Source organism: Streptomyces sp. NPDC048565 (assembly GCF_040650935.1).
GTDB lineage: Bacteria > Actinomycetota > Actinomycetes > Streptomycetales > Streptomycetaceae > Streptomyces.
The window spans coordinates 100,442-124,058 of the sequence record NZ_JBEZIH010000016.1 but is presented as its reverse complement, the minus strand read 5'-3'; the positions used below and the strand labels follow the sequence as shown (position 1 = coordinate 124,058).

12 protein-coding genes are annotated in these 23,617 nt (G+C 71.8%); 7 read left to right on the top strand and 5 right to left on the bottom strand.

Translation table 11 applies throughout. The features are described from left to right. Positions 1 to 89: 89 nt before the first annotated feature. Positions 90 to 464, top strand: a complete 375-nt coding sequence (locus AB0C75_RS20425; RefSeq protein WP_362892718.1) for a hypothetical protein — start codon at positions 90 to 92, stop codon at positions 462 to 464. A gap of 4 nt (positions 465 to 468) precedes the next feature. Here AB0C75_RS20425 and AB0C75_RS20420 read toward each other — a convergent pair whose 3' ends face one another. Then, positions 469 to 1,080 carry a TetR/AcrR family transcriptional regulator gene (locus AB0C75_RS20420; RefSeq protein ID WP_362892716.1) on the bottom strand — a complete coding sequence of 204 codons (612 nt, stop codon included), beginning with the start codon at positions 1,078 to 1,080 and terminating at the stop codon, positions 469 to 471. A 142-nt stretch (positions 1,081 to 1,222) separates the two neighbouring features. Between AB0C75_RS20420 and AB0C75_RS20415 the strand changes: the two genes are divergently transcribed. The 6 genes from AB0C75_RS20415 (at position 1,223) to AB0C75_RS20390 (ending at position 19,625) form a co-directional block, all read left to right on the top strand. Beyond that, positions 1,223 to 1,648, top strand: a complete 426-nt coding sequence (locus AB0C75_RS20415; protein ID WP_362892714.1) for a hypothetical protein — start codon at positions 1,223 to 1,225, stop codon at positions 1,646 to 1,648. Positions 1,649 to 1,984: 336 nt separating this feature from the next. Then, a complete protein-coding gene (locus AB0C75_RS20410) occupies positions 1,985 to 3,121 on the top strand; it encodes an SDR family oxidoreductase (RefSeq protein WP_362892712.1) in 1,137 nt (378 codons plus the stop codon). After that, the gene (locus AB0C75_RS20405) at positions 3,099 to 4,682 is read left to right on the top strand and encodes a PfaD family polyunsaturated fatty acid/polyketide biosynthesis protein (protein ID WP_362892710.1); all 1,584 of its coding nucleotides are present in this window, start codon (positions 3,099 to 3,101) and stop codon (positions 4,680 to 4,682) included. The genes AB0C75_RS20410 and AB0C75_RS20405 overlap by 23 nt, the downstream gene beginning before the upstream one ends. Before the next feature lie 43 nt (positions 4,683 to 4,725). After that, positions 4,726 to 10,710: an SDR family NAD(P)-dependent oxidoreductase gene (locus AB0C75_RS20400; protein ID WP_362892708.1), complete on the top strand. Its 5,985-nt coding sequence runs from the start codon at positions 4,726 to 4,728 to the stop codon at positions 10,708 to 10,710. A gap of 114 nt (positions 10,711 to 10,824) precedes the next feature. Next, the gene (locus tag AB0C75_RS20395) at positions 10,825 to 18,639 is read left to right on the top strand and encodes a beta-ketoacyl synthase N-terminal-like domain-containing protein (RefSeq protein ID WP_362892706.1); all 7,815 of its coding nucleotides are present in this window, start codon (positions 10,825 to 10,827) and stop codon (positions 18,637 to 18,639) included. A 233-nt stretch (positions 18,640 to 18,872) separates the two neighbouring features. Then, a complete protein-coding gene (locus AB0C75_RS20390; protein ID WP_362892704.1) occupies positions 18,873 to 19,625 on the top strand; it encodes a dienelactone hydrolase family protein in 753 nt (250 codons plus the stop codon). Between the two features lie 305 nt (positions 19,626 to 19,930). Here AB0C75_RS20390 and AB0C75_RS20385 read toward each other — a convergent pair whose 3' ends face one another. The 4 genes from AB0C75_RS20385 to AB0C75_RS20370 all read right to left on the bottom strand — a co-directional run bounded on the left by AB0C75_RS20385 (position 19,931) and on the right by AB0C75_RS20370 (position 23,552). After that, positions 19,931 to 20,428 carry an ATP-binding protein gene (locus tag AB0C75_RS20385; protein WP_362892702.1) on the bottom strand — a complete coding sequence of 166 codons (498 nt, stop codon included), beginning with the start codon at positions 20,426 to 20,428 and terminating at the stop codon, positions 19,931 to 19,933. A 135-nt stretch (positions 20,429 to 20,563) separates the two neighbouring features. Next, positions 20,564 to 21,211: an iron-sulfur cluster-binding domain-containing protein gene (locus AB0C75_RS20380; protein ID WP_362892700.1), complete on the bottom strand. Its 648-nt coding sequence runs from the start codon at positions 21,209 to 21,211 to the stop codon at positions 20,564 to 20,566. 5 nt (positions 21,212 to 21,216) lie between these two features. Beyond that, on the bottom strand, positions 21,217 to 22,776 hold the full coding sequence (locus AB0C75_RS20375) for an FAD-binding oxidoreductase (RefSeq protein ID WP_362892698.1): 1,560 nt from the start codon (positions 22,774 to 22,776) through the stop codon (positions 21,217 to 21,219). A gap of 11 nt (positions 22,777 to 22,787) precedes the next feature. Next, positions 22,788 to 23,552 carry a siderophore-interacting protein gene (locus AB0C75_RS20370; protein ID WP_362892696.1) on the bottom strand — a complete coding sequence of 255 codons (765 nt, stop codon included), beginning with the start codon at positions 23,550 to 23,552 and terminating at the stop codon, positions 22,788 to 22,790. Positions 23,553 to 23,617 lie beyond the last annotated feature (65 nt).

Below are 23,617 nucleotides of genomic sequence, written 5' to 3'. Positions count from 1 at the left end.
TACGTTCACGGTGCCGACCGAGTCCACCTTCACCGATGACGGCGTCGACGTCGTACTGATCTCCGAGGGGCACTTCTCGCCCTACCCGCGTGAACGGCTGTACAACGACCGCTGTGTGGTGGTGGCTCGACCTCCTGACCACACAGCCGCACATCGTCGTCGACACCGACCGGCGCGTCTTTCCCTACTCGCTGCTCGAGGACAAGGGAATCGAGTATCGCGTCGGCGTGATGATCTCCGACTTCCTGCTGGTGCCCTTCCTGGTCGCACGGGCGGGCGGTATCGCCCTCCTCCGCCACCAGGTGGCCGCCACCATGCGGACGCTCGCCGACCTTCGGATCGACGAGTTCCCGTTCCCTCTGCCCGGGCTCGGGACCGACATGGTCTGGAACCCCCGGCTCGGTGACCAGGACTTCACCGAGTGGCTGCGGGCGCTGCTGTTCGACGTGGCGGGCGATCTCTGACGCCTCAGGCTGTCAGGAGCCCCACCCAGCTGGCAGCGAGCTCTTCGAGCATCTGGTCACGCGTGAGCTTCCAGTCGGCGCCTTCCCAGTTCTGCGCGACGAAGTCGAGCTGTGCCATCGCGAGAACGCCCCGGAAGTAGCGTTGGTGGGGCTGGAAGCGCCCGGCCGTCTCCAGCCCGTCCTCGATGTCGCTGATGGCCTCCGCCATCCACTGCTCGACCAGGTCGGTGAGTTCGGGTTCGATCACCGCGGCATCGCGGCCCAGGCGGATGATCGGCCGGATCGCCGGCCAGCTGTCCGCGGTCCGCCGCAGCCATGCCGTGATCGCCTCCGGCGTCCCGTCGACGACGGTGGCCACGAGGTCCTGCGCCGTGGAGCCGTGCTCGGGGGAACCGATGCGCTGCAGCACGTCGTTCAGCTGCTCGTCGATGAGCGCCTTCATCAGCTCGCTGCGGGAGGAGAAGTACGCGTAGAAAGTCACCCGTGTGGTGCCCGCCGCGGTCGCGATGTCGTCGACCGTGGTCGCGGCGTATCCCTTCGCCTTGAAGAGCTCAAGACCTGCCTCCAGCAGCAGTCGCCGGGTCATCCGCTTCTGCGCCTCACGAAGGTTCGCCATGGCCGCATCCTAGCGCGCCGCTGCAAGCCGAGCGTACACGCCGACTTTACGTTTATCGCAATATGTAGATATTTAACAAGCTGTAAGGCGAATGGCTTTATTGTGAAGATGCTCACACAGCGTGCCCCCGAACCTGGCGGGCATGGCCAGTGCCACCACCAACATGCTCCGTGACCTCGGATTCGCCCTCGGACCCGTCATCGTCGGCGCGGTCGCCCTCAGCAACGCGGGGTCGTCGTTCGCCGCGAACCTGTCCGTAGCTGACCTGCCGGCCGCCCAGGTGGCAGCCGCGAGCGAGGTCGCGGCCGCCGGAGGACCCATCGCGGTCAACAGTCTCCCGGCAGGTGCGCCCGGGTCCGCGACGCACGGTCTGGCCCTGGACGCCATGGGCAGCGGCTTCACCACGGCCTTCCCGGTCTGCGGTGTGGCGGCGGCGGACGCCGCGGTGCTGACCGCCTTCGGCATGATCGGGGTCAGCGGCCACAGGTCCGCCAAGGACGGGGGATTCGCGCCGGAGTCTCCCGCAGGTGACGGCGGCCGGGCGGAACCCGCCCCCACCACCGTGTAGCCGGCACGGGCCGGGCCCCGTCACCGCCCGGACCTTCGCGGCCGCAGCAACCGACAGGGTCCGCGCCGTCCGGCGCGGACCCTGTCCGGCGTTCGTCTGAACAGGCCCGGGGGAGCGGGCCCTTGACCGGGCCCCTGACCACTCGCTGCCGGAACGCGGGGCCAATCGGGTGAAGTTGGGCGAACCCGGCAGTCATGTGCCGTTTCCCGGAACGGCGAACGGCGGTTGTCCATGACGGGAGACCGATCGGTGTGACGCACGGCTGTTCAGCCGACTCCACGGTTCCTGGGCGAGCCAACCGGATCCCCGTTCCCTGGACCCTTGGAGTTACACACAGTGCGAGTCGCTCTCACCGGGGCCACCGGCTTCCTAGGACTGCGTCTGGTCCGTGAGCTGCTGGAGCGCCACGACTCGTTGACGGTCCTCGCGCACGCCGGGTCGGACCCCGCGCTCGGGCGGATCACCCGCTTCCTGGAGCTGACCGACGCCCCGGACGCGCTGATCGCGGACCTTCCCCGCAGGCTCCGTGTCGTGGAGGTCGACCTGGGCCGGCCGGGCCTCGGGCTGCACGACGAGGCGTTCCGGCGGCTCGCGGACGAGCTGGACGTGATCTGGCACAGCGCGGGCAACATCAACCTGGACGACGACATCGGGAACCTCCGCCGCGTCAACGTCGAAGGCACCCGGCGCGTGCTGGAGCTGGCCGCTGCGGGCAGCCGTAAGCCGCTGCTCCACCACGTCGGCACCGCCTTCGTGGGCGGGGCACGGCGCGAAGGTGTCGTCTACGAGGACGAGTTGGACAGCCGGTACGGCTTCGAGAACAACTACGAGCGGTCCAAGTACGAGGCCGAGGTCCTCGTCCACGACTGGGCGCGCGCCCAGGGGCGCCCCGTCGTGGTCATGCGGCCGAGCATCCTGGTCACCGATCTGCCCCCGTACCCTGAACTGCCCCAGCACCCCCTGCAGTTCCTCTCCCGGATCGTACGGGCGTCACTGCGGAGCGCCGGCCCCGGCCCGGCCGGCGTACCCGAGGAGCGCAGGCCGGTGGTGCGGCTGGCCGGTCACCCGGAAGGGCATCTGAACCTGATGCCGGTGGAGCACGCGGCGGCCGTCATGGTGCGGCTGGCGAGCCGGCCGCCTTCGGGGCGGACCGACGTCTACCACGTCGTCCACGACCACGATGTGGCGGCCACGGTCCTCACCGACCTGATGGAGCGGATCGCACCGGTGAAGGTGCGGCTCGTCGAGAACAGGCCGGACGACCCGGAACCGCTGGAGGCGGCCGCGGACCTGTACCCCGGATTCACGCCGTACCTCAGCCACCGCCGCCGGTTCGACGACACGCGTGTACGCACCCTGCTGGGCCCGTACACGTCCGGGATCCGCGTCGATCTCGACTATCTGACCACCGGCACGACGCTCACCCCTCCTCCTGACGGGAATCCGACCCTTGTTCCTGCCGGCACCTCCTGACGAGGCCGTCACCGCCTCACCGGTCTTCACCCCGGAACAGATCGCGGCCCGCGTCGGGCGGTTCCGGGACCCCGCCCATATCGTCGCCGATCCCACCGGTCGCGCACTGGGCCTGGTGACCGGGCCCAGGCCCCCGGGCGACATCGTCGGCACCCTGCCGCCGCTGTACCCGGAGTGGCTGGGAGGGCGGACCTTCTGCGAGGCCCACGGTGTCCGCTTCCCCTACGTGGCCGGGGAGATGGCGAACGGCATCGCGACGACACGCATGGTGGCGGCGATGGCCAGGGCCGAGATGCTCGGGTTCTTCGGCGCCGGCGGCCTGGCCCTTCCCGAGGTGGAGCGGGCGGTGCGGGCGCTGGCCGCGGAGCTGGCCGGCCTGCCCAACTGGGGGGTGAACCTGATCCATTCACCGAACGAACCCGATCTGGAGTACCAGGCCGCCAAGCTGCTCCTGCGCCACGCCGTCCCCTGCGTCTCGGCGTCGGCGTACATGGAACTCACCCCGGCCGTGGTCCTGTGCTCGGCCGCGGGGCTCCGCCGGGGCCCGGACGGACGGATCGTGCGGCGTACCCGGGTCTTCGCCAAGGTGTCACGACCCGAGGTCGCGACCCGCTTCCTCTCGCCCGCGCCGCCCGAACTGCTGCGCCGCCTGGTCGAGAGCGGGGAGCTCGGTGCGGAGGAAGCCGCGCTGGCCGCGCTGGTGCCCGTGGCCGAGGACCTCACGGTGGAGTCCGACAGCGGAGGTCACACCGACAACAGGCCTCTCGGTGCCCTGTTGCCGCGGATCCTGCTCCTCCGGGACGAACTCGCCCGGCGCTTCGGATACACGCGGGAAGTCAGGGTCGGCGCCGCAGGCGGTCTCGGCACCCCGGTAGGGGTCGCCGCCGCGTTCGCGCTCGGCGCCGCCTACGTCCTGACCGGGTCGGTGAACCAGGTCGCCGTCGAGGCGGGAATCTCGGACGACGCGAAGGCGATGCTGGCCGACGCCGACATCGCCGACGTGATCATGGCACCGGCGGCCGACATGTTCGAGGCGGGCGTCAAGCTCCAGGTCCTGCGCCGGGGAAGCCTGTTCGCCCAGCGGGCCTGTCATCTCCACGAGGCGTACCAGGCGTACCCCTCTCTGGACGATCTGCCGCCGCAACTGCGTGCCAAGCTCGAACGGGATGTGTTCAGGGCCCCGCTCGACGAGGTGTGGGAGCGGACCCGGCACTTCTGGCAGCAGCGCGACCCCGCCCAGGTGGACCGCGCGGCGAAGGACCCCAAACACCGTATGGCGCTGGTCTTCCGCTGGTACCTGGGGAGTTCGAGCCACTGGGCGATCACCGGGGACGCCTCCCGGCGCAGCGACTACCAGATCTGGTGCGGCCCGGCGATGGGGGCGTTCAACCGGTGGACCGCCGGCAGCTTCCTGGCGGACCGGGCCAACCGTTCCGTCGTACAGATCGCGCTCAACCTGCTCGAAGGGGCCGCCGTCGCGACCCGCGCGCACCAGCTCCGCACGTACGGCGTGCCCGTGCCGCCCTCCGCGTTCGCCTACACCCCGCGCCGCCTCGCCTGACCGTCCCTCGCGCCCGCCACCGATCAGCAAGGAAGTGGAGAGCATGCCCGCCTCTCGTCCCCGACAGGTCCCGATCGCCGTGGTCGGCATCGGCGCCCTCATGCCCGGCGACCAGGGTGCCGACGGGTTCTGGCGTACGGTCCTGTCCGGTCGTGACCTGATCACCGACGTCCCGGCCGACCGCTGGCTCGTCGAGGACTACTACGACCCCGACCCCACCGTGCCGGACAAGACCTATGCCCGTCGGGGAGCCTTCCTGTCCGATGTCGCGTTCGACCCGTTGGCGTTCGGGATCCCGCCGAACAGCCTGAGCGCCACGGACACCGTGCAGTTGCTCGCCCTCACCGTCGCCGAGCAGGTCATCGCCGACGCGGGAGGCCTCGCCGGAGCGGACCGTGACCGCGTCTCCGTGATCCTCGGAGCGGGCGCCACGGAACTGCTGACGCACATGGCAGCGCGGATACAGCGCCCTGTCTGGCTCAAGGCACTGCGGGAGAACGGGATTCCCGAGGGGGAGGCGCAGGCCGTCTGCGACAGCATCACCGGCCACTACACCCCGTGGCAGGAGTCGACCTTCCCCGGACTGCTCGGCAACGTCATCGCGGGCCGGATCGCGAACAGGTTCGATCTGCACGGCACCAACCACGTCACGGACGCGGCGTGCGCGAGCTCCTTCGCCGCCCTCTCGACGGCGGTCGGTGAACTCTCCCTCGGCCGGGCCGACCTGGTGATCAGCGGAGGCGTCGACGCCTCCAACGACGCGAGCACGTTCATGTGCTTCTCCAAGACGCCCGCACTCTCCCCCAGCGGAGACTGCCGGCCGTTCTCGGACGCGGCCGACGGCACGATGCTCGGCGAGGGCATCGCCATGTACGCCCTGAAGCGACTGGCCGACGCCGAGCGCGCGGGCGACCGTATCCATGCCGTCATCCGGGGGATCGGTACCTCGTCGGACGGCAGGAGCGGCGCGATCTACGCTCCGATGCCCGAGGGACAGGCCCGAGCCCTGCGACGTACCTACGAGGAGGCGGGCTACGGCCCCGAGACCGTGGAACTGGTCGAGGCACACGGCACAGGCACGCGTGCGGGGGACGCCGCGGAGTTCGCGGCACTGCGCCAGGTCTACGAGGAGTCGGACCGCGAGGACCGGCGGTGGTGCGCCATCGGCTCGGTCAAGTCGCAGGTCGGCCACACCAAGTGTGCCGCCGGTGCCGTGGGCCTGCTCAAGAGCGTCCTCGCACTGAGCCACCAGGTGATCCCGCCGATGATCAAGGTGGACCGGCCCGACCCCGCGATGAACATCGACGACAGCCCGTTCTATCTGAACACCCGCACGCGCCCGTGGGTACGCTCCACGGACCGGCCGCGCCGGGCTGCCGTGTCCAGCTTCGGCTTCGGCGGGAGCAACTTCCATGTGACTCTCGAGGAGTACACGCCCTCCGCCCGTTCCGGAGCTCGTACCGCCTGGCGTACCCGGACCGTTCCCACCGAGTTGGTGCTCCTGAGCGCCCCTTCGGCGGCCGCTCTCCTGGAACGCGGGACCGACAGCGACCGACCGTTGTCCGAGGTCGCACGGGCGAGCCAGCGGGACTTCCGCGCGGATGATGCCGTACGCCTCGCGATCGTCGCGGCGGACAGCGACGACCTGTCGGACAAGCTCGACCAGGCCTTCGCGCTGATCGGCCGGCAGCCGGGCACGGGCTTCTCCACACCGACGGGTGTCCACTACGCCACAGGCGAGGCCTCCGTCGGCCGGATCGGATTCCTCTTCCCCGGACAGGGCGCGCAGTACGTCGGCATGGGCGGGGACGTGGCCATGCTGTCCCCTGCCGCCCAGGCCGTATGGGACCGACTGGGAACCACGGCCCCCGCCGACGGCGGACACCGCGAGCTGCACCGTGTGGTGTTCCCGCCGCCCGCTTTCAGCGACGGGGAACGGGCCGGGCAGCAGGCGCTGCTGACCGCGACCGAATGGGTGCAGCCCGCCCTCGCGGTGCACAGCCTCGCCCTGATCGAGGTGCTGCGCGGTCTCGGCGTACGGCCGGACTGCGTGGCGGGCCACAGCTTCGGCGAACTGGTGGCGCTGCACGCGGCGGGCGCCCTGGACGCCGAGGCCCTGGTGAGCCTCGCCCGTAGGCGCGGCGAGTTGATGCGCGAGGCGTCCGCTCTGCCGGGCGCCATGGTCGCCGCGGCGGCCGGGCGCGAGCGTGTCGAGGACGTCATCGCCGGGTGCGGCGCCTCGGACGTCTGGGTGGCCAACCACAACGCTCCCGCCCAGACGGTGATCTCGGGCGCCGCCGAAGCAATCGGCGTCGTCGAGCAGAAGCTCGCCGCCGAGGGCATCACCACGCGACGGCTGGAAGCCGCGACGGCCTTCCACAGCCCGGTCGTCGCCGGGGCGAGCCGACCGCTCCTCGCCCACCTGGCCGGGGTCGCCGTCAGCGAGCCCCGGCTCGAGGTCTACGGGAACGCCGATGCCTCGGTGTACCCGTCGGCCCCCGAGGAGATCCGGCAGAGGATCGCCGGCCATCTCGCCTCACCCGTGCTGTTCAGCGACGAGATCGAGGCGATGTACGCCGCAGGGGTGCGGACGTTCGTCGAGGTCGGCGCCGGTGACACGCTCACAGGCCTCGTCACACAGATCCTCGGCGACCGTACGCACCTCGCGGTCGGCCTGGACCGTAAAGGACGCAACGGCGTCACCTCCCTGCAGGACGCACTCGGCCGGCTCGCCGTGTGGGGCGTCCCGCTCGACCACGACGACCTGTGGGCGCACTACGCGCCGCCCGCAGCAGCAGCCGAGGAGCAGAAGCCCGGAATGACCGTGCAGATCAACGGCAGGAACCAGGGGCGTGTCTACCCGCCCGCCGGAGGCGCCGCATCACTGCCCGCGCCGAATCCGCCTCGCACGCCCGAGGCACCCCCGGCCGCCGTGAAGGTCCCGGCCCCGACAGCCGCCGTACCCGCGCCCGCCGCACCTGTTCCGGCCGCCGCGGGCATGGATACGGACGCAGGCGGCCTGCTCGCCGTGATCGACAACGTGCAGCGCTACACGGCGCAGGCCCACGAGGCCTGTCAGCGCATGCTGATCGACAGTCACCTGGCGTTCCTGCAGATGACGGAGACGACCTTCAGCGCGATGCTCGGGGCGCAGGGGGCTGGCGGGGGTACTGCGGCGGTGCTCACACCTCCGGGCATGCCCGTCGTGACTCCGACGGTTCGGCCCGCTGTCCCCGAGGGCGTCACGCTGCCGGAGGCCGCCGCCACGGTTCCTCCGGCGGCCGTGGTTTCTGCTGCCCTTGTCGCCCCTGCTGCCCCTGTCGCCCCTGTCGTCTCAGTCGCTCCGGCGGTCCCTGTCGTCCCGGTCACGTCTGTGGCGTCCGTCGTACTCCCGGACGTCTCCGTCGACGGCTTCGAGGAGTTGCTGCTGTCCGTGGTCGCGGAACGGACGGGGTATCCGGTCACGATGCTGAACGCGGACATGGAGCTCGAATCCGATCTGGGGGTGGACTCGATCAAGCGGGTGGAGATCCTGTCCGCCGTGCGGGAGCGGGTCGGTGACCATGCGAGCGGCGACGTGGGAGAGCTCCTGAAGCTCCGTACGCTGCGGCAGATCGTCGAGGCGTTCACCGTCGCCACCACCGACACCGTCGCCACCACCGACATCGTCGCCGCCGCGGGCCCCGTCGCCACCACCGGCCCCGCGGCCGCCGCTCCTCCGGCCGTCGTCGTAGCAGCGCAGGAGGTCCCCGCACCCCGGCGCGAGCCGGCCGGGGCATCCTCACTCAGCAGGCTCGCCGTGCGTGCGGTGGACACCCCCGCGCCCGGACTGACCCTGGCCGGGCTCGGGGACGAGTCGATCGCCGTGACCGACGACGGACTCGGCGTCGCTGAGATGGTGGCGGCCAAGCTGAGCGACCACGGGCTGCGCGCCACCGTCGTGTCCAGCGTGTCCCCGGACGCACGGGCGGTCGTGCACCTCGGGGGCCTCGCCCCGGCGGACTCACCCGAGGCCGCACTGGAGTTGCAACGGGACGCCTTCGAGGCGGCGAGGTCACTCGCGCCGCACTTCACCACCCGTGGCGGGGTGTTCGTAGCCGTACAGGACACGGGAGGCGATTTCGGGCTCCGAGGCAGTCAGCCCGAGCGTGCCTGGCTCGGAGGCATCGCCGCGCTGGCCAGGACCGCCGCCAAGGAGTGGCCCACGGCCGTGGTCAAGGCGATCGACTGCGAGCGCGGAGGGCGCGATGCGGAGGCCGTCGCCGAAGCGGTCGTACGGGAACTGCTCGACGGCGGACCGGCGACGGAGACCGGCCTGCGCGCCGACGGCACCCGTACCACCCCTGTCGTGATTCCGGCACCGGCCGAACCAGGCAGGGCCACGCACATCGGCACCGACTCGGTCATCGTCGCCACCGGCGGAGCCCGCGGGGTGACGGCCGCCGCGCTGCTGGATCTCGCCAGGGCTCACAGGCCCCGCATGGTGCTGCTCGGCCGCACCGAGCTCGCCGATGAACCGCACGGCCTGGCGGGCGCGACCGACGAGGCCGCACTCACCCGGGCCCTCGCCGAACGCTCGGACGGAGCCACCCCCACCGTGATCGGCGCCGAGGCCCGACGGATCCTGGCGGCCCGTGAGGTCCGGTCCACCGTGGCGGCACTCCGGAGCGCCGGCTCCGAGGTCCGGTATCTGCCGGTGGACGTCCGGGACGGGGAATCCCTGCGCGGGGCACTGGAGGAGGTACGCCGCGACTGGGGGCCCGTCACCGGAATCGTGCACGGTGCCGGCGTACTGGCGGACAAGCTGATCGCCGACAAGACGGACGCACAGATCGACCAGGTCCTGGCCACCAAGACGGGGGGCCTGCGCGCGCTGCTCACGGCGACCGAGAAGGATCCGCTGGACACGATCGTCCTGTTCTCCTCCGTGGCCGCGGTATTCGGCAACGCCGGACAGAGCGACTACGCCATGGCCAACGAGGTGCTCAACCATGTGGCGTGCGCCGAGCGCGCCAGGAGGCCCGACTGCCTGGTGCGGTCGATCGCCTGGGGCCCGTGGCAGGGCGGCATGGTCACGCCCGCGCTCGCGGAGCACTTCGGCCGCTCCGGGGTGCCGCTCATCCCCGTCGGACAGGGCGCCGAGGCCTTCACCGCCGAGCTGGGCGCTCCGGGCACCGACACCAGGGTGGTCGTCATCGCAGCCGCGGACGGTCCGGACTCCCCATTGGCAGTGGCCACCGGACCGGTCGCCGCGCAGATGCGCGTCGACGGGCGTACGCACCCCTACCTCGCCGATCACGACATCGCCGGCGTCCCCGTCCTGCCGGTGGCGATGGCCCTGGACCGGTTCGTCGGCGCGGCCACGGCGTGGCGGCCGAACGCCGGCCACCTGGTGCTGCGGGACCTCCGCGTCTTCAGCAAGGTCGCCCTGCCGTACCTGGACGGCGCGGGCCACCGGCTCACCCTGACCGGTCGTCGGGCGGCGACCGGCTCGCCCTCCGCCCTGGAGGCCGAACTCGTCGGGGGCGAGGGCACACCGCACATCCGGGTCCAGATGGAGTTCGAGCCGACCCGGCCACGACCGGCGAGTTGGGACACCCCCTCAGGGCTCACCGCGTCGCAGGGCACCGAGATCTACGACGGCCGGGTGCTCTTCCACGGTCCGGGCTTCCACGCCCTTCGCGCTGTCCACGGCGTCGGCGCGGACGGCGCCGAGGCGACGGTGGCCGGCCTGACCGAGCTCGGCTGGGGCGGTGACCACTGGCAGCTCGACGCGGCTGCCACCGACGGTGCTCTCCAACTCGCCCTGCTGTGGGCGGACCACGCGCTCGGCGACGCCACCCTGCCGATGGGGGTCGCGGAGTGCCGGGTGCACAGGACCGGCCCCCTCCAGGGCACCGTGCGGTGCGTGGTGCGGGCCAGGAAGGTGCACGACACGGGAGCCCGCTGCGACGCGGCCCTCCTCGGCCCTGACGGTCTCCCCTCGGTGGAGCTGCTCGGCGTGGAGCTCGTACGACGCCCCTCCTGAGCCCGCGCCGACGCACCACCGCGGCCACTCACGGCACCACTGCGCAACCGCACCACCGCGCAACCGTGCCGCCGCGTCACCCGGATCGTCCGTGTTCGTGAAATGAGACCGGTAATGGGATTCGACCCGATCGCCATCGTCGGCCGTGGCTGTGTCCTCCCCGACGCACTCGGCCCCGATGCCTTCTGGGACAACATCGCCGCGCGACGGTGCAGCCTGGCACCGGTCCCGGACGGCCGGTGGCGTCTGCCGCACCGATGGGCCATGGGCACGGTCGATGACCATCTCGACCGTACGTGGACCGATGTCGGCGGCTACGTACGGGACTTCGGGCCGGTGTTCGACCCGACAGGGTTCCAGGTCGCACCTGAGGAGATCCTCGGCCTGGACGAGCTGTTCCACTGGGTGCTCCACGGCGCCCGGCAGGCGCTGCGCGAGGCCGGGCAGGAGGGACCCTCGCCGCGCGCGGGGCTGGTCCTGGGCAACCTGTCCTACCCCACCAGCTCGGGATCCGCCTACGCCGAGCACGTATGGCTGTCGGAAGGCGCGCCCTCCCTGCTGCCGGCGGCCGTACGCACCAGGCCCGACGCCCGCAACCGCTTCTCCTCGGGGCTTCCCGCGCACTTCGCGGCCAAGGCGCTCGGTCTTGGCGCGGGGGCCTTCGCGCTCGACGCGGCCTGTGCCTCCTCCCTGTACGCGATCAAACTGGCCTGTGACCGCCTGCACGACGGGACGGCGGACCTCATGGTGGCCGGCGCGGTCAACCGGGCCGACAGCCTGTTCCTGCACGTGGGGTTCTGCGGACTGTCCGCGGTGAGCCGTACCAGCCGCAGCCGCCCCTTCCACCGGGACGCCGACGGGCTGCTCCCCGGCGAGGGAGCAGGGTTCGTCGCACTGATGCGTCTGCGTGACGCCCTCGCGCAGGGTGCGCCGGTCCTGGGAGTCGTCCGGGGCGTCGGACTGTCCAACGACGGACGCGGCAGAGGGCTGCTCAGCCCCGCACAGGAAGGCCAGGAGCGGGCGATGCGCCTGGCGTACGCCATGGCGGACATCGCACCGCGGACCGTCTCGCTCGTGGAATGCCATGCGACCGGAACACCCGTCGGGGACGGGGAGGAGGTCCGCAGCATGGCGCGGATCTTCGCAGGAAGCCCCGATGTGCCCGTCGGCTCGGTGAAGTCCAACGTCGGACATCTGCTGGCCTCTGCCGGTGTGGGCGGGCTGCTCAAGGTGATCGGCGCGATGCGGGCGGGCGTCCGCCCCGCCACCCTCGCCGCCGAGGAGCCGCTGACCGAGCTCCACGGCACACCGCTGCGGGTACTGGGCGAGTCCGAGCAGTGGCCGGGCCTCCGTCGCGCGGCGGTCAGCGCCTTCGGGTTCGGCGGCACCAACGCCCATCTGATCGTGGACGCCTGGGACGGTACGGATGGCGCCCCGGCTGCGGCCCTGCCCTGCCCGCAGCGTCCGCAGCAGGGACAGCCGTTGGCGATCGTGGCGATGGCCGCCCGGGTCGGCGACGGAGCGCGTACCCAGGACTTCACCCGCGCGGTACTCGACGGCCACAGGAGCGGTCCGGCGACAGAGATCGATGTGGCCCTGCCGGGTCTGCGCTTTCCACCGCTGGCCGTCGGGCAGGCGCTGCCCCAGCAGATCCTGGTGCTGGAAGCCGCGCGGGAGGCGGCGCGGGACGTCACTCTGCCGCGGGACCGGACCATGGTCGTCGTCGGGACGGGTGTGGACACGCAGAACAGCCGTGCGTCCGCACGCTGGCGGGCGCCGTTCTGGCTGGAGGAATCCGGGGAATCCACCGGCCGACGATCCACCGGCCAGCGATCAACGGGCCAGCGATCCACCGATCAAGCCACTGCTCCAGGCCCTGCCGCGCGCTTGCGGGATGCCTTCAGCGCCCCCATGGGCGCGGAGAGGCTGGTCGGCACCCTCCCGAATCTCGTGGCCAACCGGATCAACACCCAGCTCGACCTTGGCGGCCCTGGCTACACCGTCTCTGCCGAAGAGGCCTCCGGCACGGTCGCGTTGGACCTCGCGGCACGCGCGCTCCGGGCCGGAGAGGCGGACGCGGCGCTCGTCGGCGCCGTCGACCTCTCCTGCGAACCGGTCCACCGGGCAGCCCTGCGCGAGCTCGGACGCGAAACCGTCCCGGGCGACGCCGCCGTGGTTCTCGTCCTCAAGCGCCTCGCCGACGCACGCCGTGACGGCGACACCGTGCTCGCCCTCCTCGACGCCGAGGCGACCGGCGAGCCGGACGTGGTGATCGGCGACGGCGCGGGCGCCGGATTCGACCCGGCGGGGCTGTTCGGCCGCGCCCACGCCGCCCAGGGGCTGCTCGCGGTCGCCGCCGCGGTGACAGCCCTGCGGCACCGCGCCCTGCCACGGACGGACGGACCCGCCGACGCGGCTCCGGGGCTGCGCACCGCGCACGCGGTGGTGTCACCGCTGGAGGCTCCCCCGCTGCGTGTCGGGCTGCGGGCGGCCGACGCCGGGTCATGGGCGACCGGACCGGCGCCCCGGCTGCACGTGTTCTCCGGGCGGGACCGTCAAGACGTCCTGGCTGCTCTGGAGTCGGGCGACGAGTCCAGCGAAGGACCCGCGAGGCTGGCCTTCGTGTCCGACGGAGACCCCCGTACGCACCGGGACGCCGCGCGCCTCTGGCTCGCCGGAGGCGGCGTCAAGCCACCCGGCGCCGCATACCGCGAGACACCCGTGCGGGGCGAGGTCGCCTTCGTGTTCACGAACGGGTCGGCCGCCTACGCGGGCATGGGCCGCGAGGCGCAGCTGGCCCTGCCCTCGCTCGGCGACACGGTGGCGGCCACGTACGGGAACGCCGTAGCGCGGCCCCAACCCGGTGAGGCGCCGACCGTGCTGGACCAGATCTGGGGTGCCGCCCGGCTGTCCGCGGTCCATGTCGAGCTGACCCGGGGTCTGCTCGGGCTGCGGCCGGACGCCGCCATCGGCTACTCCTCCGGCGAGTCCGCCGCCCTGGCCGCCCTGGGTGCCTGGCGCGACGTGGCCGCCCTCCACCGGGACACCCGGGACAGCGGCCTGTTCACCAGCGAACTCACCGGCGAGCTGCGAGGGGTACGCCGTGTCTGGGAGCGGCTCGGCGTGGACGGCGACCGGTGGGCGAGCTATCTGGTGACCGCACCCCTCGACCAGGTACGCGAAGCGCTGACGGACGAACGCGCTGTCCATCTGATGGCGGTCAACGCCCCCGGCGTGTGTGTGGTCGGAGGCGAGTCACGGGCCTGCGCGGCGGTGGTTGCGCGGCTCGGGACCGCGCACGCGATCCCGGTCGACTACGACCTGGCCGCCCACGCCCCCGAACTCTCAGAGGTCCGCGACCGGTGGTGGAGCCTCCACCACCGGCCCACCGACGCCGTACCCGGGGTGCGGTTCTACAGCGGTGCGACCACCCACTGGTACACCGCCACGGCCGAGCGGGCGGCCGACGCCGTCACCGCGCAGGGCATGGGGACGATCGACTTCGTGGGCACGGTCGAACGGGCGTGGGCCGACGGGGTCCGCGTGTTCGTCGAGCACGGGCCGCGCGGCCTGTGCACGGGATGGATCAAGCGGATCCTGGGCGAGCGCGAACATGTGGCTGTCGCACTCGACGCGGCGGACAGAGGGCTTGGCCCGCTCCACCTGGCCGTGGCGGAACTCGTCGCCGCCGGCGTACCCGTCCGGGCGGAGGCCCTCTTCGAGCACCTGCGGGCCGCGGTCGCCCCCTCGGCGGCCGATGAGACCCCCGCCATCACTGTTCCGGCCCACCGGGAGATCACCTTGCCGTCCCTCGAACAGCCCGCGGTGATCATGCCCAGGGCACCCCGGCTGGCCCAGGTCCCGGCCTGCCGACCCGCCGAACCCACGGCCGCCGAACCCACGGCCGCCGAACCCACGGCCACCGAACCCGTCGCGGCCGAGTCCGCCGCCGCCGCCGAACTCCTCGCCGAATCCGCCACGGAACCCGTCGCCGTCCCATCCGTCGCTGATTCCGTCGCCCCCGCGGCTCTCCCCGCCCCCATGGAACCGCGGGCGACGGACATGCGCACGCTGGTCGCACGGCAGACCCACCGGGTCATCGCCCTCCATCAGGACGTCATCGCCCAGCACCTCGAAGCGCACCAGAGGTTCCTGCGGACCAGGACCCAACTCGCCACCGCACTCGCACAGATCGCGGCCGGCACCGCGGTGCCGCCCTCGGCCGCCCCCGCTCCAGTTCCCGCCCCCGCTCCAGTTCCCGCAGTCGCCCCCGCTCCCGGCCCCCGGCCGGTCACCGTGTTCGACCGGGCGCAGCTCGAACACCTCGCCGTACAGCCGGTCTCCACCCTGTTCGGACCCAAGTTCGCCGGACAGGACGCCTACGAGGTGCAGACCAGGATGCCCGGCCCGCCGATGCTGCTCGCCGACCGGGTCACGGGCATCGACGCCGTCCCCGCTGCCCTCGCCGAACTCGGCCCGGAGCACGCCACCGGCACCATCCGGACCGAGACGGACGTCCGCCTCGACAGCTGGTACCTCGACTCCACCGGACGCATGCCGGCGGGCCTGATGATCGAGGCGGGCCAGGCGGACCTGTTGCTGATCAGCTGGCTCGGGGTCGATCTGCTCAACCGGGGCGCACGGGCCTACCGGCTGCTCGGCTGCGAGGTGACCTACCACGGCAGCCCGCCCGAGGCGGGCGAGACACTGCGCTACGAGATCCACATCGACCGGCACGCCGAACACGACGGTGTGCGCCTGTTCTTCTTCCACTACGACTGCTACGTCGGCGAAGAGCTCAGGCTGAGCGTCCGCGACGGGCAGGCGGGCTTCTTCACGAAGGCCGAACTCGACGACACGGACGGCGTCCGCTGGGACCCCGCCGTCAGCGCACCGGCTCCGGACCTGCCGTACGACGCCCCGGCAGCACACTGCGCACGGTCGTCCTTCACCGCCGAACAGGTACGGGCCTTCGCGGCCGGCCGTCCGGCGGACTGCTTCGGACCCGACTGGGACGTCACCAGATCACATGTGCGTTCACCCCGGCCGGACGAGGGCCGTCTGCTGCTCCTGCGTGAGGTCACCGCCTTCGACCCGGCCGGAGGGCCGTGGGGTCGCGGGTACCTCCGTGCGGAGACACCCGTCTCACCGGACGACTGGTTCTTCGAGGGGCACTTCACGAACGACCCCTGCATGCCGGGCACCCTCATGCTCCAGGCCGGCCTGCAGGCAATGGCGTTCCACCTGGCAGCGCTGGGCTTCACCGTCGCCAGGGACGGCTGGCGCTTCGAGCCGGTCACCGGGCGCGCCGGCACCGCCCGATGCCGTGGACAGGCCACCCCCGCGAGCCGCTGGATCGTGTACGAGGTGTTCGTGCGCGGTGTCTCGGCCGGCCCCGAACCGACGCTCTACGCCGACATCCTGGGCACCGTCGACGGCGTCAAGGCCTTCCACGGCCAGGACATCGCCCTCCGGCTCGTTCCGGACTGGCCCCTCTCGTACTGGGGGCAGCTCGGCGGGCACAGGGAGCAGACCAGCGGAACCCCGGTGCCACTGGCGTCACTCGGAGGGCTCGTCGGCCATAGCGAGCGCGGCGCGGCGGGGACTCCCGGCGCGGAGGTGACATCGGACGGGCCCGTCTTCGACCACCCGTCCCTGCTCGCATGCGCGTGGGGCAGGCCGAGTGCGGCATTCGGCCCCGGGGCGCGGATCTTCGACGGCACGCGCAGGATCGCGCGGCTGCCCGGGCCGCCCTATCACTTCATGACCCGCATCGCCTCCGTGGACGGTCCGCAGGGCGGCATGCGGCAGGGCAGCCGGGTGGCCGCCGAGTACGACGTACCCGACGAGGTCTGGTACTTCGAGCAGAACGCCGAACACGTCATGCCGTTCGCCGTACTCATGGAGACCGCCCTGCAGCCCTGCGGGTGGCTGGCCGCCTATGTGGGGTGCCCGCTGACCGCCGACACCGATCTGCTCTTCCGTAACCTCGACGGGAAGGGCACGGTCACCGGCGAGATCACGCCGTCGACCCGGACCGTCCGGACCGAGGCGGAGCTGACCTCGATCTCGCGCACCGGCGAGATGATCATCCTGTCCTTCACGATCCGGTGCCTCGCCGACGGCGAGGAGGTCTTCACCCTGTCCACGGTGTTCGGATTCTTCCCCCCGTCGGCCTTCGACCACCAGGCCGGGCTGCCCGTCCCGGAGAGCGACCGCGCCGCGCTGGACGCGCCGTGCGCGCGTACGGTCGATCTCACGACGAGGCCCGCCCGCTACTTCGCAGGCCCGGCCGCACTGCCGGGGCCGATGCTGCTGATGATCGACAGGGTCACCGGATACTGGCCCGAAGGGGGAAGCGCGGGGCTGGGCCGGCTGCGGTCGGAGAAGGACGTCGACGCGGGGGAGTGGTTCTTCAAGGCCCACTTCTTCCAGGACCCGGTCCAGCCGGGATCGCTCGGCATCGAGGCCATGTGCCAGCTGCTCAGGTTCTACCTGATCGAGCGGGGCCTCACCGAGAGCGTCCCCCACCCCCGCTTCGAGCCCGTCCTGACCGGCCAGGAGGTGGCATGGAAGTACCGCGGGCAGATCACCCCCGCCAACCGGCTCATCAGGATCGACCTGGAGATCCTGGAAGTCGGCCAGGACGCGCGCGGGCCCTACGCGCTGGCCGAGGCCAGGCTCTGGGGAGATGACATCTGCCTCTACCACGCCCGCGGAATCGGTGTCCGCGCCGTGCCCGGGGACGACGGTCCGTCCGGTGTGACGGACAGGACGCTCGATCCGGCCGTCGAGCGCTGGACGAGCGACCACCGGCCGACCTGGACGGTGCCCGCGCTGCCGATGATGTCCGTGGTCGACCGACTCGCACAGGCGGCAATGGATCAGACGGGCCGTCACGTCGTCGCCGTACGCGATGTCCAGCTACGGCGCTGGATTCCGCTCGCCGAACCGGTCCGGCTGCGCACGGAGGTGGTGGCCACGGAAGCGGGCCTGGACGTCACGCTGTTGGTGTGGCGTGAGGCGGCGAGGACAGAACTGTCCCGGTACGAGGAAGTGGCCCGTGGCACCGTGCTGGTGGGAGACCGGCCGGAGGGCCGCCCCGAGCGTTTCGCACCGCTGCCTGACGCCGTGGCGCAGCCGGATCCGTACGCCGCGGCCGAGCTGTTCCACGGGCCGGCGTTCCAGTATCTGACGTCGCTGGCCATCGGGGCGTCCGGGTCATCCGCGGTCGCCGACATCGCCCGTGGCTCGGTGCCCAGGGGATGTCTCCACCAGGGAGTCATGGACGCGCTCGTCCAGGCGATCCCGTCGGCCGGCCTGTGGCGGTGGTCCCCGGGGATCGGCGACGGCGTGGTCGGTTATCCGCTCCGGGTGGAGCGGCTGGAGCTGTTCGAAGCGCTGCCGGAGACCGGTGAGGTGGAGATCGAGGCCCGGTTCGGCGGGCTCCTCCCGGAGGAGGCGGGCCTCCGCCCCAGGTCCGTGATCGACATCCAGCTGTGTCTGGAGGGACGGGTCGCCGCCGAACTACGTCTGACCAGCGTCCTGTTGTCCGTCGGCCCGCTGGCAGGTGCCACGCTCGTCGAACGTCGTGACTTCCTGACTCACCGTCAACTCGCGCCGGGGGTGGGGCTGTGCGGATACGCCGACGGCACGACGGAGCTTCACGCCGACGAGATCGACGCAGTGGACTGGCTCAGAGGCACAGTCGCGCACGCCATGGGCCTCCCGCCCGGCTCCAGAGGCAGGGACCACCTGGAGGCGATCGCCGTCAAGGACCACGTCGGGCGACTGGCCGGCGTACATCCGCACACGGTGCGGCCGAGCGACGACCTGCGGTCCGCCCGCACCGCCTCAGGACAGGTCCACCGCGTCCTGGTCGTCCGGAGCGGAGACAGGGTCACCGTCCGCTCGGCGGACGAGGGGTGACCGAGGGCGAGGAGGAGCGGCTGGCGTCGATCCCGGCCGGTGAACTACGTTGTGGGGCGATGACGACCGGGACGACATTGCGCCACACACAGATTGATGACCCGGCACTCCTTTGAGTGCCGTACAGGCCGACGGCGGCCCGCTGCCGGTCGGACGGCCCGGCGCCGCCGCGCGGGCTCCGCCTCCTTTCGTGTTGATCACAGCTCGACACATCGACCACGACTGGAGACCCCATGCCCACCACGACGCTGCACATTCCCACCGCGGACGGCACGTCCGACGCGTTCGCCGCATTCCCCGACCAGGGCGGGCAGCACCCAGGGGTGCTGATGTACCCGGACGGCTTCGGTATCCGGCCGGTGTTGCGGGAGATGGCCGTCGAACTGGCCGCGCACGGGTACTACGTGCTCGTCCCCAACCCCTTCTACCGGAACGGCCCGACACCGGTGATCGAACTCCCCGAGTACATCGGGGAAGAGGCCCGGCCCGCGGTCATGTCCCAGCTGATGCCCCTGATCCACGCGCACACCACCGAACGCATCCTGAGTGACGCCGATGCCTACCTCGGCTTCCTCGCCGGCCGCCCCGAGGTCGCCGCGGGGCCCGTCGGGGTGACCGGATACTGCATCGGCGGTCTCCTGGCGATGCGCACAGCCGTGGCCCACCCCGGCCAGGTGGCCGCCGTCGCCACATTCCACGGTCCCGTGGGCGCCGAGGGTCCTGAGGACCTGCGCCGCCTCTTCTCCGGGCTCACCGCCAAGGTCCACCTGGGCCACGCCGAGAGCGACATCACGCCCGAGGCACTCGGTGAAATCAACGAGGCCCTGGACGCCGCGGGCGTCGACCACACGTCCGAGATCTACCCGGGCAGCGTCCACGGCTTCACCATGTCCGACACCGACGCCTTCGATCCCGCCGCACTCCAGCACCACTGGGACCGCCTGCTGCCCCTGCTGGACCGCGCCCTGGTCGCGCCGCGTCCATGACCGTAGCTTCGCCGGATTGCGGACCACCCAGAGACGGGTGACACGGCCGTCGGCGATCTCGAACGAGGCCATGGTCATGACGGTGGCGGCGTGCCGGGTCACCAGGCCCGGTGCGCCGTTCACCGGCCGCTCCAGCAGTTCGGGCGTCGCTGCCCTCCCCCGGGCGCCTGGCTGACGACGGTGACCGGCCGCATCTTCGGACACCAAGGCGTCCGGCACCAGGGAGTCCGACACCGGGGGGTGCGACACCGGGCGGTCCGACACCGGGGAGTCCGACACCGGGGAGTCCGTCACCAAGGAGCCCGTCACCAGGGAGAGAGGCCGACCGGAGCGTCGTCGTCCTCCGCGTCTTCGAGCAGCGAGATCTGTACGCGTACCCGCTTGCCCACCGGCTCGCGGCGTACCTCGAAGCTCCGGCAGAGCGCGAGCACGATCTCCAGGCCGTGCTGCCCCTCGCGTACGGGGTCGCCCCGGAGCGCGCTGGGGAGCACGGCGCCCGAGTCCCACATGGTGACGCTCAGCCGGTCGTCGCCGACTTCGAGATCCAGCAGGCACGGGCCGGGCGCGTACTTGCAGACATTCGTGGCCAGCTCACTCACGACCAGCTGCGCGACCTCCAGCGCCCGCGTGGGGACGTCCACACCTCGCAGCGTGCGCGCGTCGGACAGGAAGTCCCGGACGAAGGCACGGGCACGGGAGATCTCTCCCGAGTCCATGGCATACGCGGCGCTCCCCGCCATGACGCCCCCGCCGGCCCGCGGACAGTCCCGCTCGGGCCCGTACCTCGCCGCCAGCTGTTCCATGCCACATACCCCGTCACTCGGTCGCACCACCCGCCTCATACACCGCCCGCCTACCCCTCGTCCCACATTTCAGGCATACGTATCCGGGGCGAGGCCGTGGCCGCGAGTGTCACGCGACCGGCGGCCGGCAGGCAGTCACGGGTCCGTGATGTCGAGGGTGACCTTCGACAGGGGGCAGCCCACGCACGTCAGTACGTAGCCGTCGGCCTTCTGCTGTGGGGTGAGGCAGTTCGGCTCGTTCTGTGCGATCTCTCCGCCACGCAGCCGCACCATGCAGTCGCCGCAGTTCCCCACCGTGCAGGAGTGCGGCATCGGCAGCCCCGCGGCGAGTCCCGCGTCGAGCAGCGTCTGACCCGGCTCGACCACCACCGTGGCGACGGGGTGACCCTCCTGCTCGACGGTCATCTCCTGCGGGGCCGTCGCCGTGGGCCCCGTGTCCGCTCCGCTGGTGTAGTGCTCCTGATGCACCAGCTCCTCCAGGACCCCGAGCCCTGCCAGGACGCTCCGCACAGTGTCCATCAGGGGACCGGGACCACAGGTGTAGTAGTGGGCGTCGGCGGACGGCGAGAGGCGGGCGATCCACCGGCGCACGCCGTCCGCGTCGAGCCGTCCGTCCCGGCCGGTCAGTACATGGGTGACCGACAGCCGGCCCGGGGCGTCCTTCGCCAGCCGGGCCAGCTCGTCGGCGAAGATGACCTCGTCCGCGCCACGGCTGCTGCAGAGCAGCGCGATCCGGTCGGTGCCCTGCCGGACGGCGAGCCGCGCGCGGATCATGCTCATCATCGGTGTCACACGCTGCCCGCCGCGATGAGGACGATCTCGTCCGGGGGTTCCGGCTCGGCGTGGAAGGACCCCGAAGGACCGCGCACCGAGAGACGGTCCCCGACGCGGAGACCGTGGTGCACATGGGTGGAGAACCGGCCGCCGTCGATGTGCTTGACGGTGACCTCCAGCCGCGTGGAACCGGGCGCCGACGAGGCCGAATAGGCCCGTCGCACCGGGCGGGCGTCGATCTCGGCGACCAGCGTGAAGAACTGGCCGGGCCGGAAGTCGAAGGTTCCCGGGTCCCCTTCGGCGTCCTCCAGCGCGAGGGTGACCGCTCCCGGTGTCTCCTTGCGCACCCCGACGATGCGCACGTCCCGCAGGGCGTGCTCCGCCGTTGCCGCCGCTTCACCGGCGGCAGGATGCCCACCGTCCGCAGGGCGCCGGCGCAGGAAGCCGCGACGCCGCCTGCTCGCGACGGGCTCGGCGTCCTCGTAGCCCTCCTTGCGCAGCCCCGAGCGGTAGAGGCGGTCCGCCACAAGCCGCATGAGCCGGGGCGCCCCAGGAACCGCCCCGATCGCCTTCAACAGGAACGCGGGTGGAAGGCCCGAGGCGTCGGAGGAACGGGCAGCGAGATGCTCGCCCGCCAGCGCCATCAGGTCCGGCGTCGTGCCACGGGCGAGGTGCACACCTGGAGCCCACATCCGGGAGCGCGCCACGGCGTCGTTGCCACGCACCTCGGCGTGCTCGACATCGATGAGCAGCGCCAGGTGCGGAGACACCCCACGCAGGGCCATCGTCTCCAGGAGCTCCGGGTCGTCGGTGATCGCCCCACGACCCCGGATGTGCAGCACACCGCTGCGTCCAGGGACGAGCGCGGCGAGGGACAGCCGGTCGTCCCGCAGCAGATTGTGGAGCGTGTCGGCGCGCTTGTTGCCCTTGCGGTCGGGAATCGCGAGCGTCCGGCCGTCCAGGACGCGCGCGACCGCCTCCCTGTCCCCGCGCGGACTCGTGTCGCTCCCGCCGGACGAGTCCGCCGTGGACAGCGCGAGAAAGGGTGCCGCGGCCAGGAAGTCGGCGACACCGGGGCCGCGCAGCGGGCCATCACCCGTGATCCCAGCGGCAGGCACGGCAGCGAGGGCGGGCGGTTGCCACAGACGGGACCTGAGGACGGCCTGGGCGCAGTGCACGTACGCCTCCTGGACGTCGACGGTCAGCACCGCTTCCTTTCGCGTGGCCACCGAACCGTTGACGCGCAGGATCTCCCCGACACCCGGCAGGAGGAAGAAGAACGAGACCGGACCGTGCGGATCGCCGGGCCGGGGCAGGGAGAACGAGATCCGCGTGGGCGAGTGGACACGTACGAATCCCGCCCTGCCGCCGATGAAGGTCGTTCTGCTGGTGCCGTCGGCGTCCCGGTGGCCGAAGGCCGCGATCGGACACCTGGCCAGGACGGCCCGGCAGCCCTCGTCCAGGGCGCTGATCTGCTTGAGCATGACCGCGGGCGCCGGGTGCCCGACGGCCGCCCCGAGCTCGTCCACCGTCGTCAGCCGGTTCAGGCCGTTCCACTGCTCGGACTGCCGCATGAGATTTCCTTTCAGCCGGGCGTCGACCGGCCCAGGCGCCAATAGCCGACGAATGAGATGTCCCGCTTGGGCACGCCGCGGTCGTTGACCAGATGCCGCCGTACGGTCGTCGCCAGCCGGGACTCGCCGGCGACCCAGGTGTAGAAGGGACCGGCCGGAAGCGATGCCCGGCGTACGGCCTCCAGCGCTTGGGCGCCGGGCCGTAGGTGTCCGTCGTCGCGACTGAGCCAGTGGACGCGGACGCCGGCAGGTGCCTCGAAGGACCGGATGTCGGCCGAGGACGCCACCTCCACGTACGCCTCCGTGGCCTGCGAGGGCGGTGTTCCCTCGATGATCGACAGGATGGCGGGCAACGCACTCTCGTCGCCGACCAGCAGTTGTCCCTTCGCGTGCTCCGGCAGCCGGTACGTGGTGCCCATATCGAAGATCCCGGCCGGGTCGCCCGGTTCGGCCCGGCGTACCCAGGACGACATGGGTGAGTCGCCGTGCAGGGCGAACTCGATGTCGATCTCGTCGTCCGCGGGCCGTACGCGCCGGATGGTCAGGTTGCGCACCCACGGGCGGGTCGGCTTCGGCATCAGCAGGAGCTGGGCCATCCATGCCTCGTTCGAGACCGTCGGCATCCGCAGCGTGGTCTGTCCCTCGCGGGGGAAGAACAGGCGGACCGCCTGGTCGTTACCGGCGACGGTCAGGTCCCGCACGGCAGGACCGCCGAGGGTGACGCTCGCGAAGCCCGGGGTGAGGAAGGCGCGCCGACGCACCTCAAGCGTGATCATCGAACGGGACTCGGGTAGGTGCACCTTGGGGATCACGGCGCATCACCCGCTACAGGTGTGGCCTT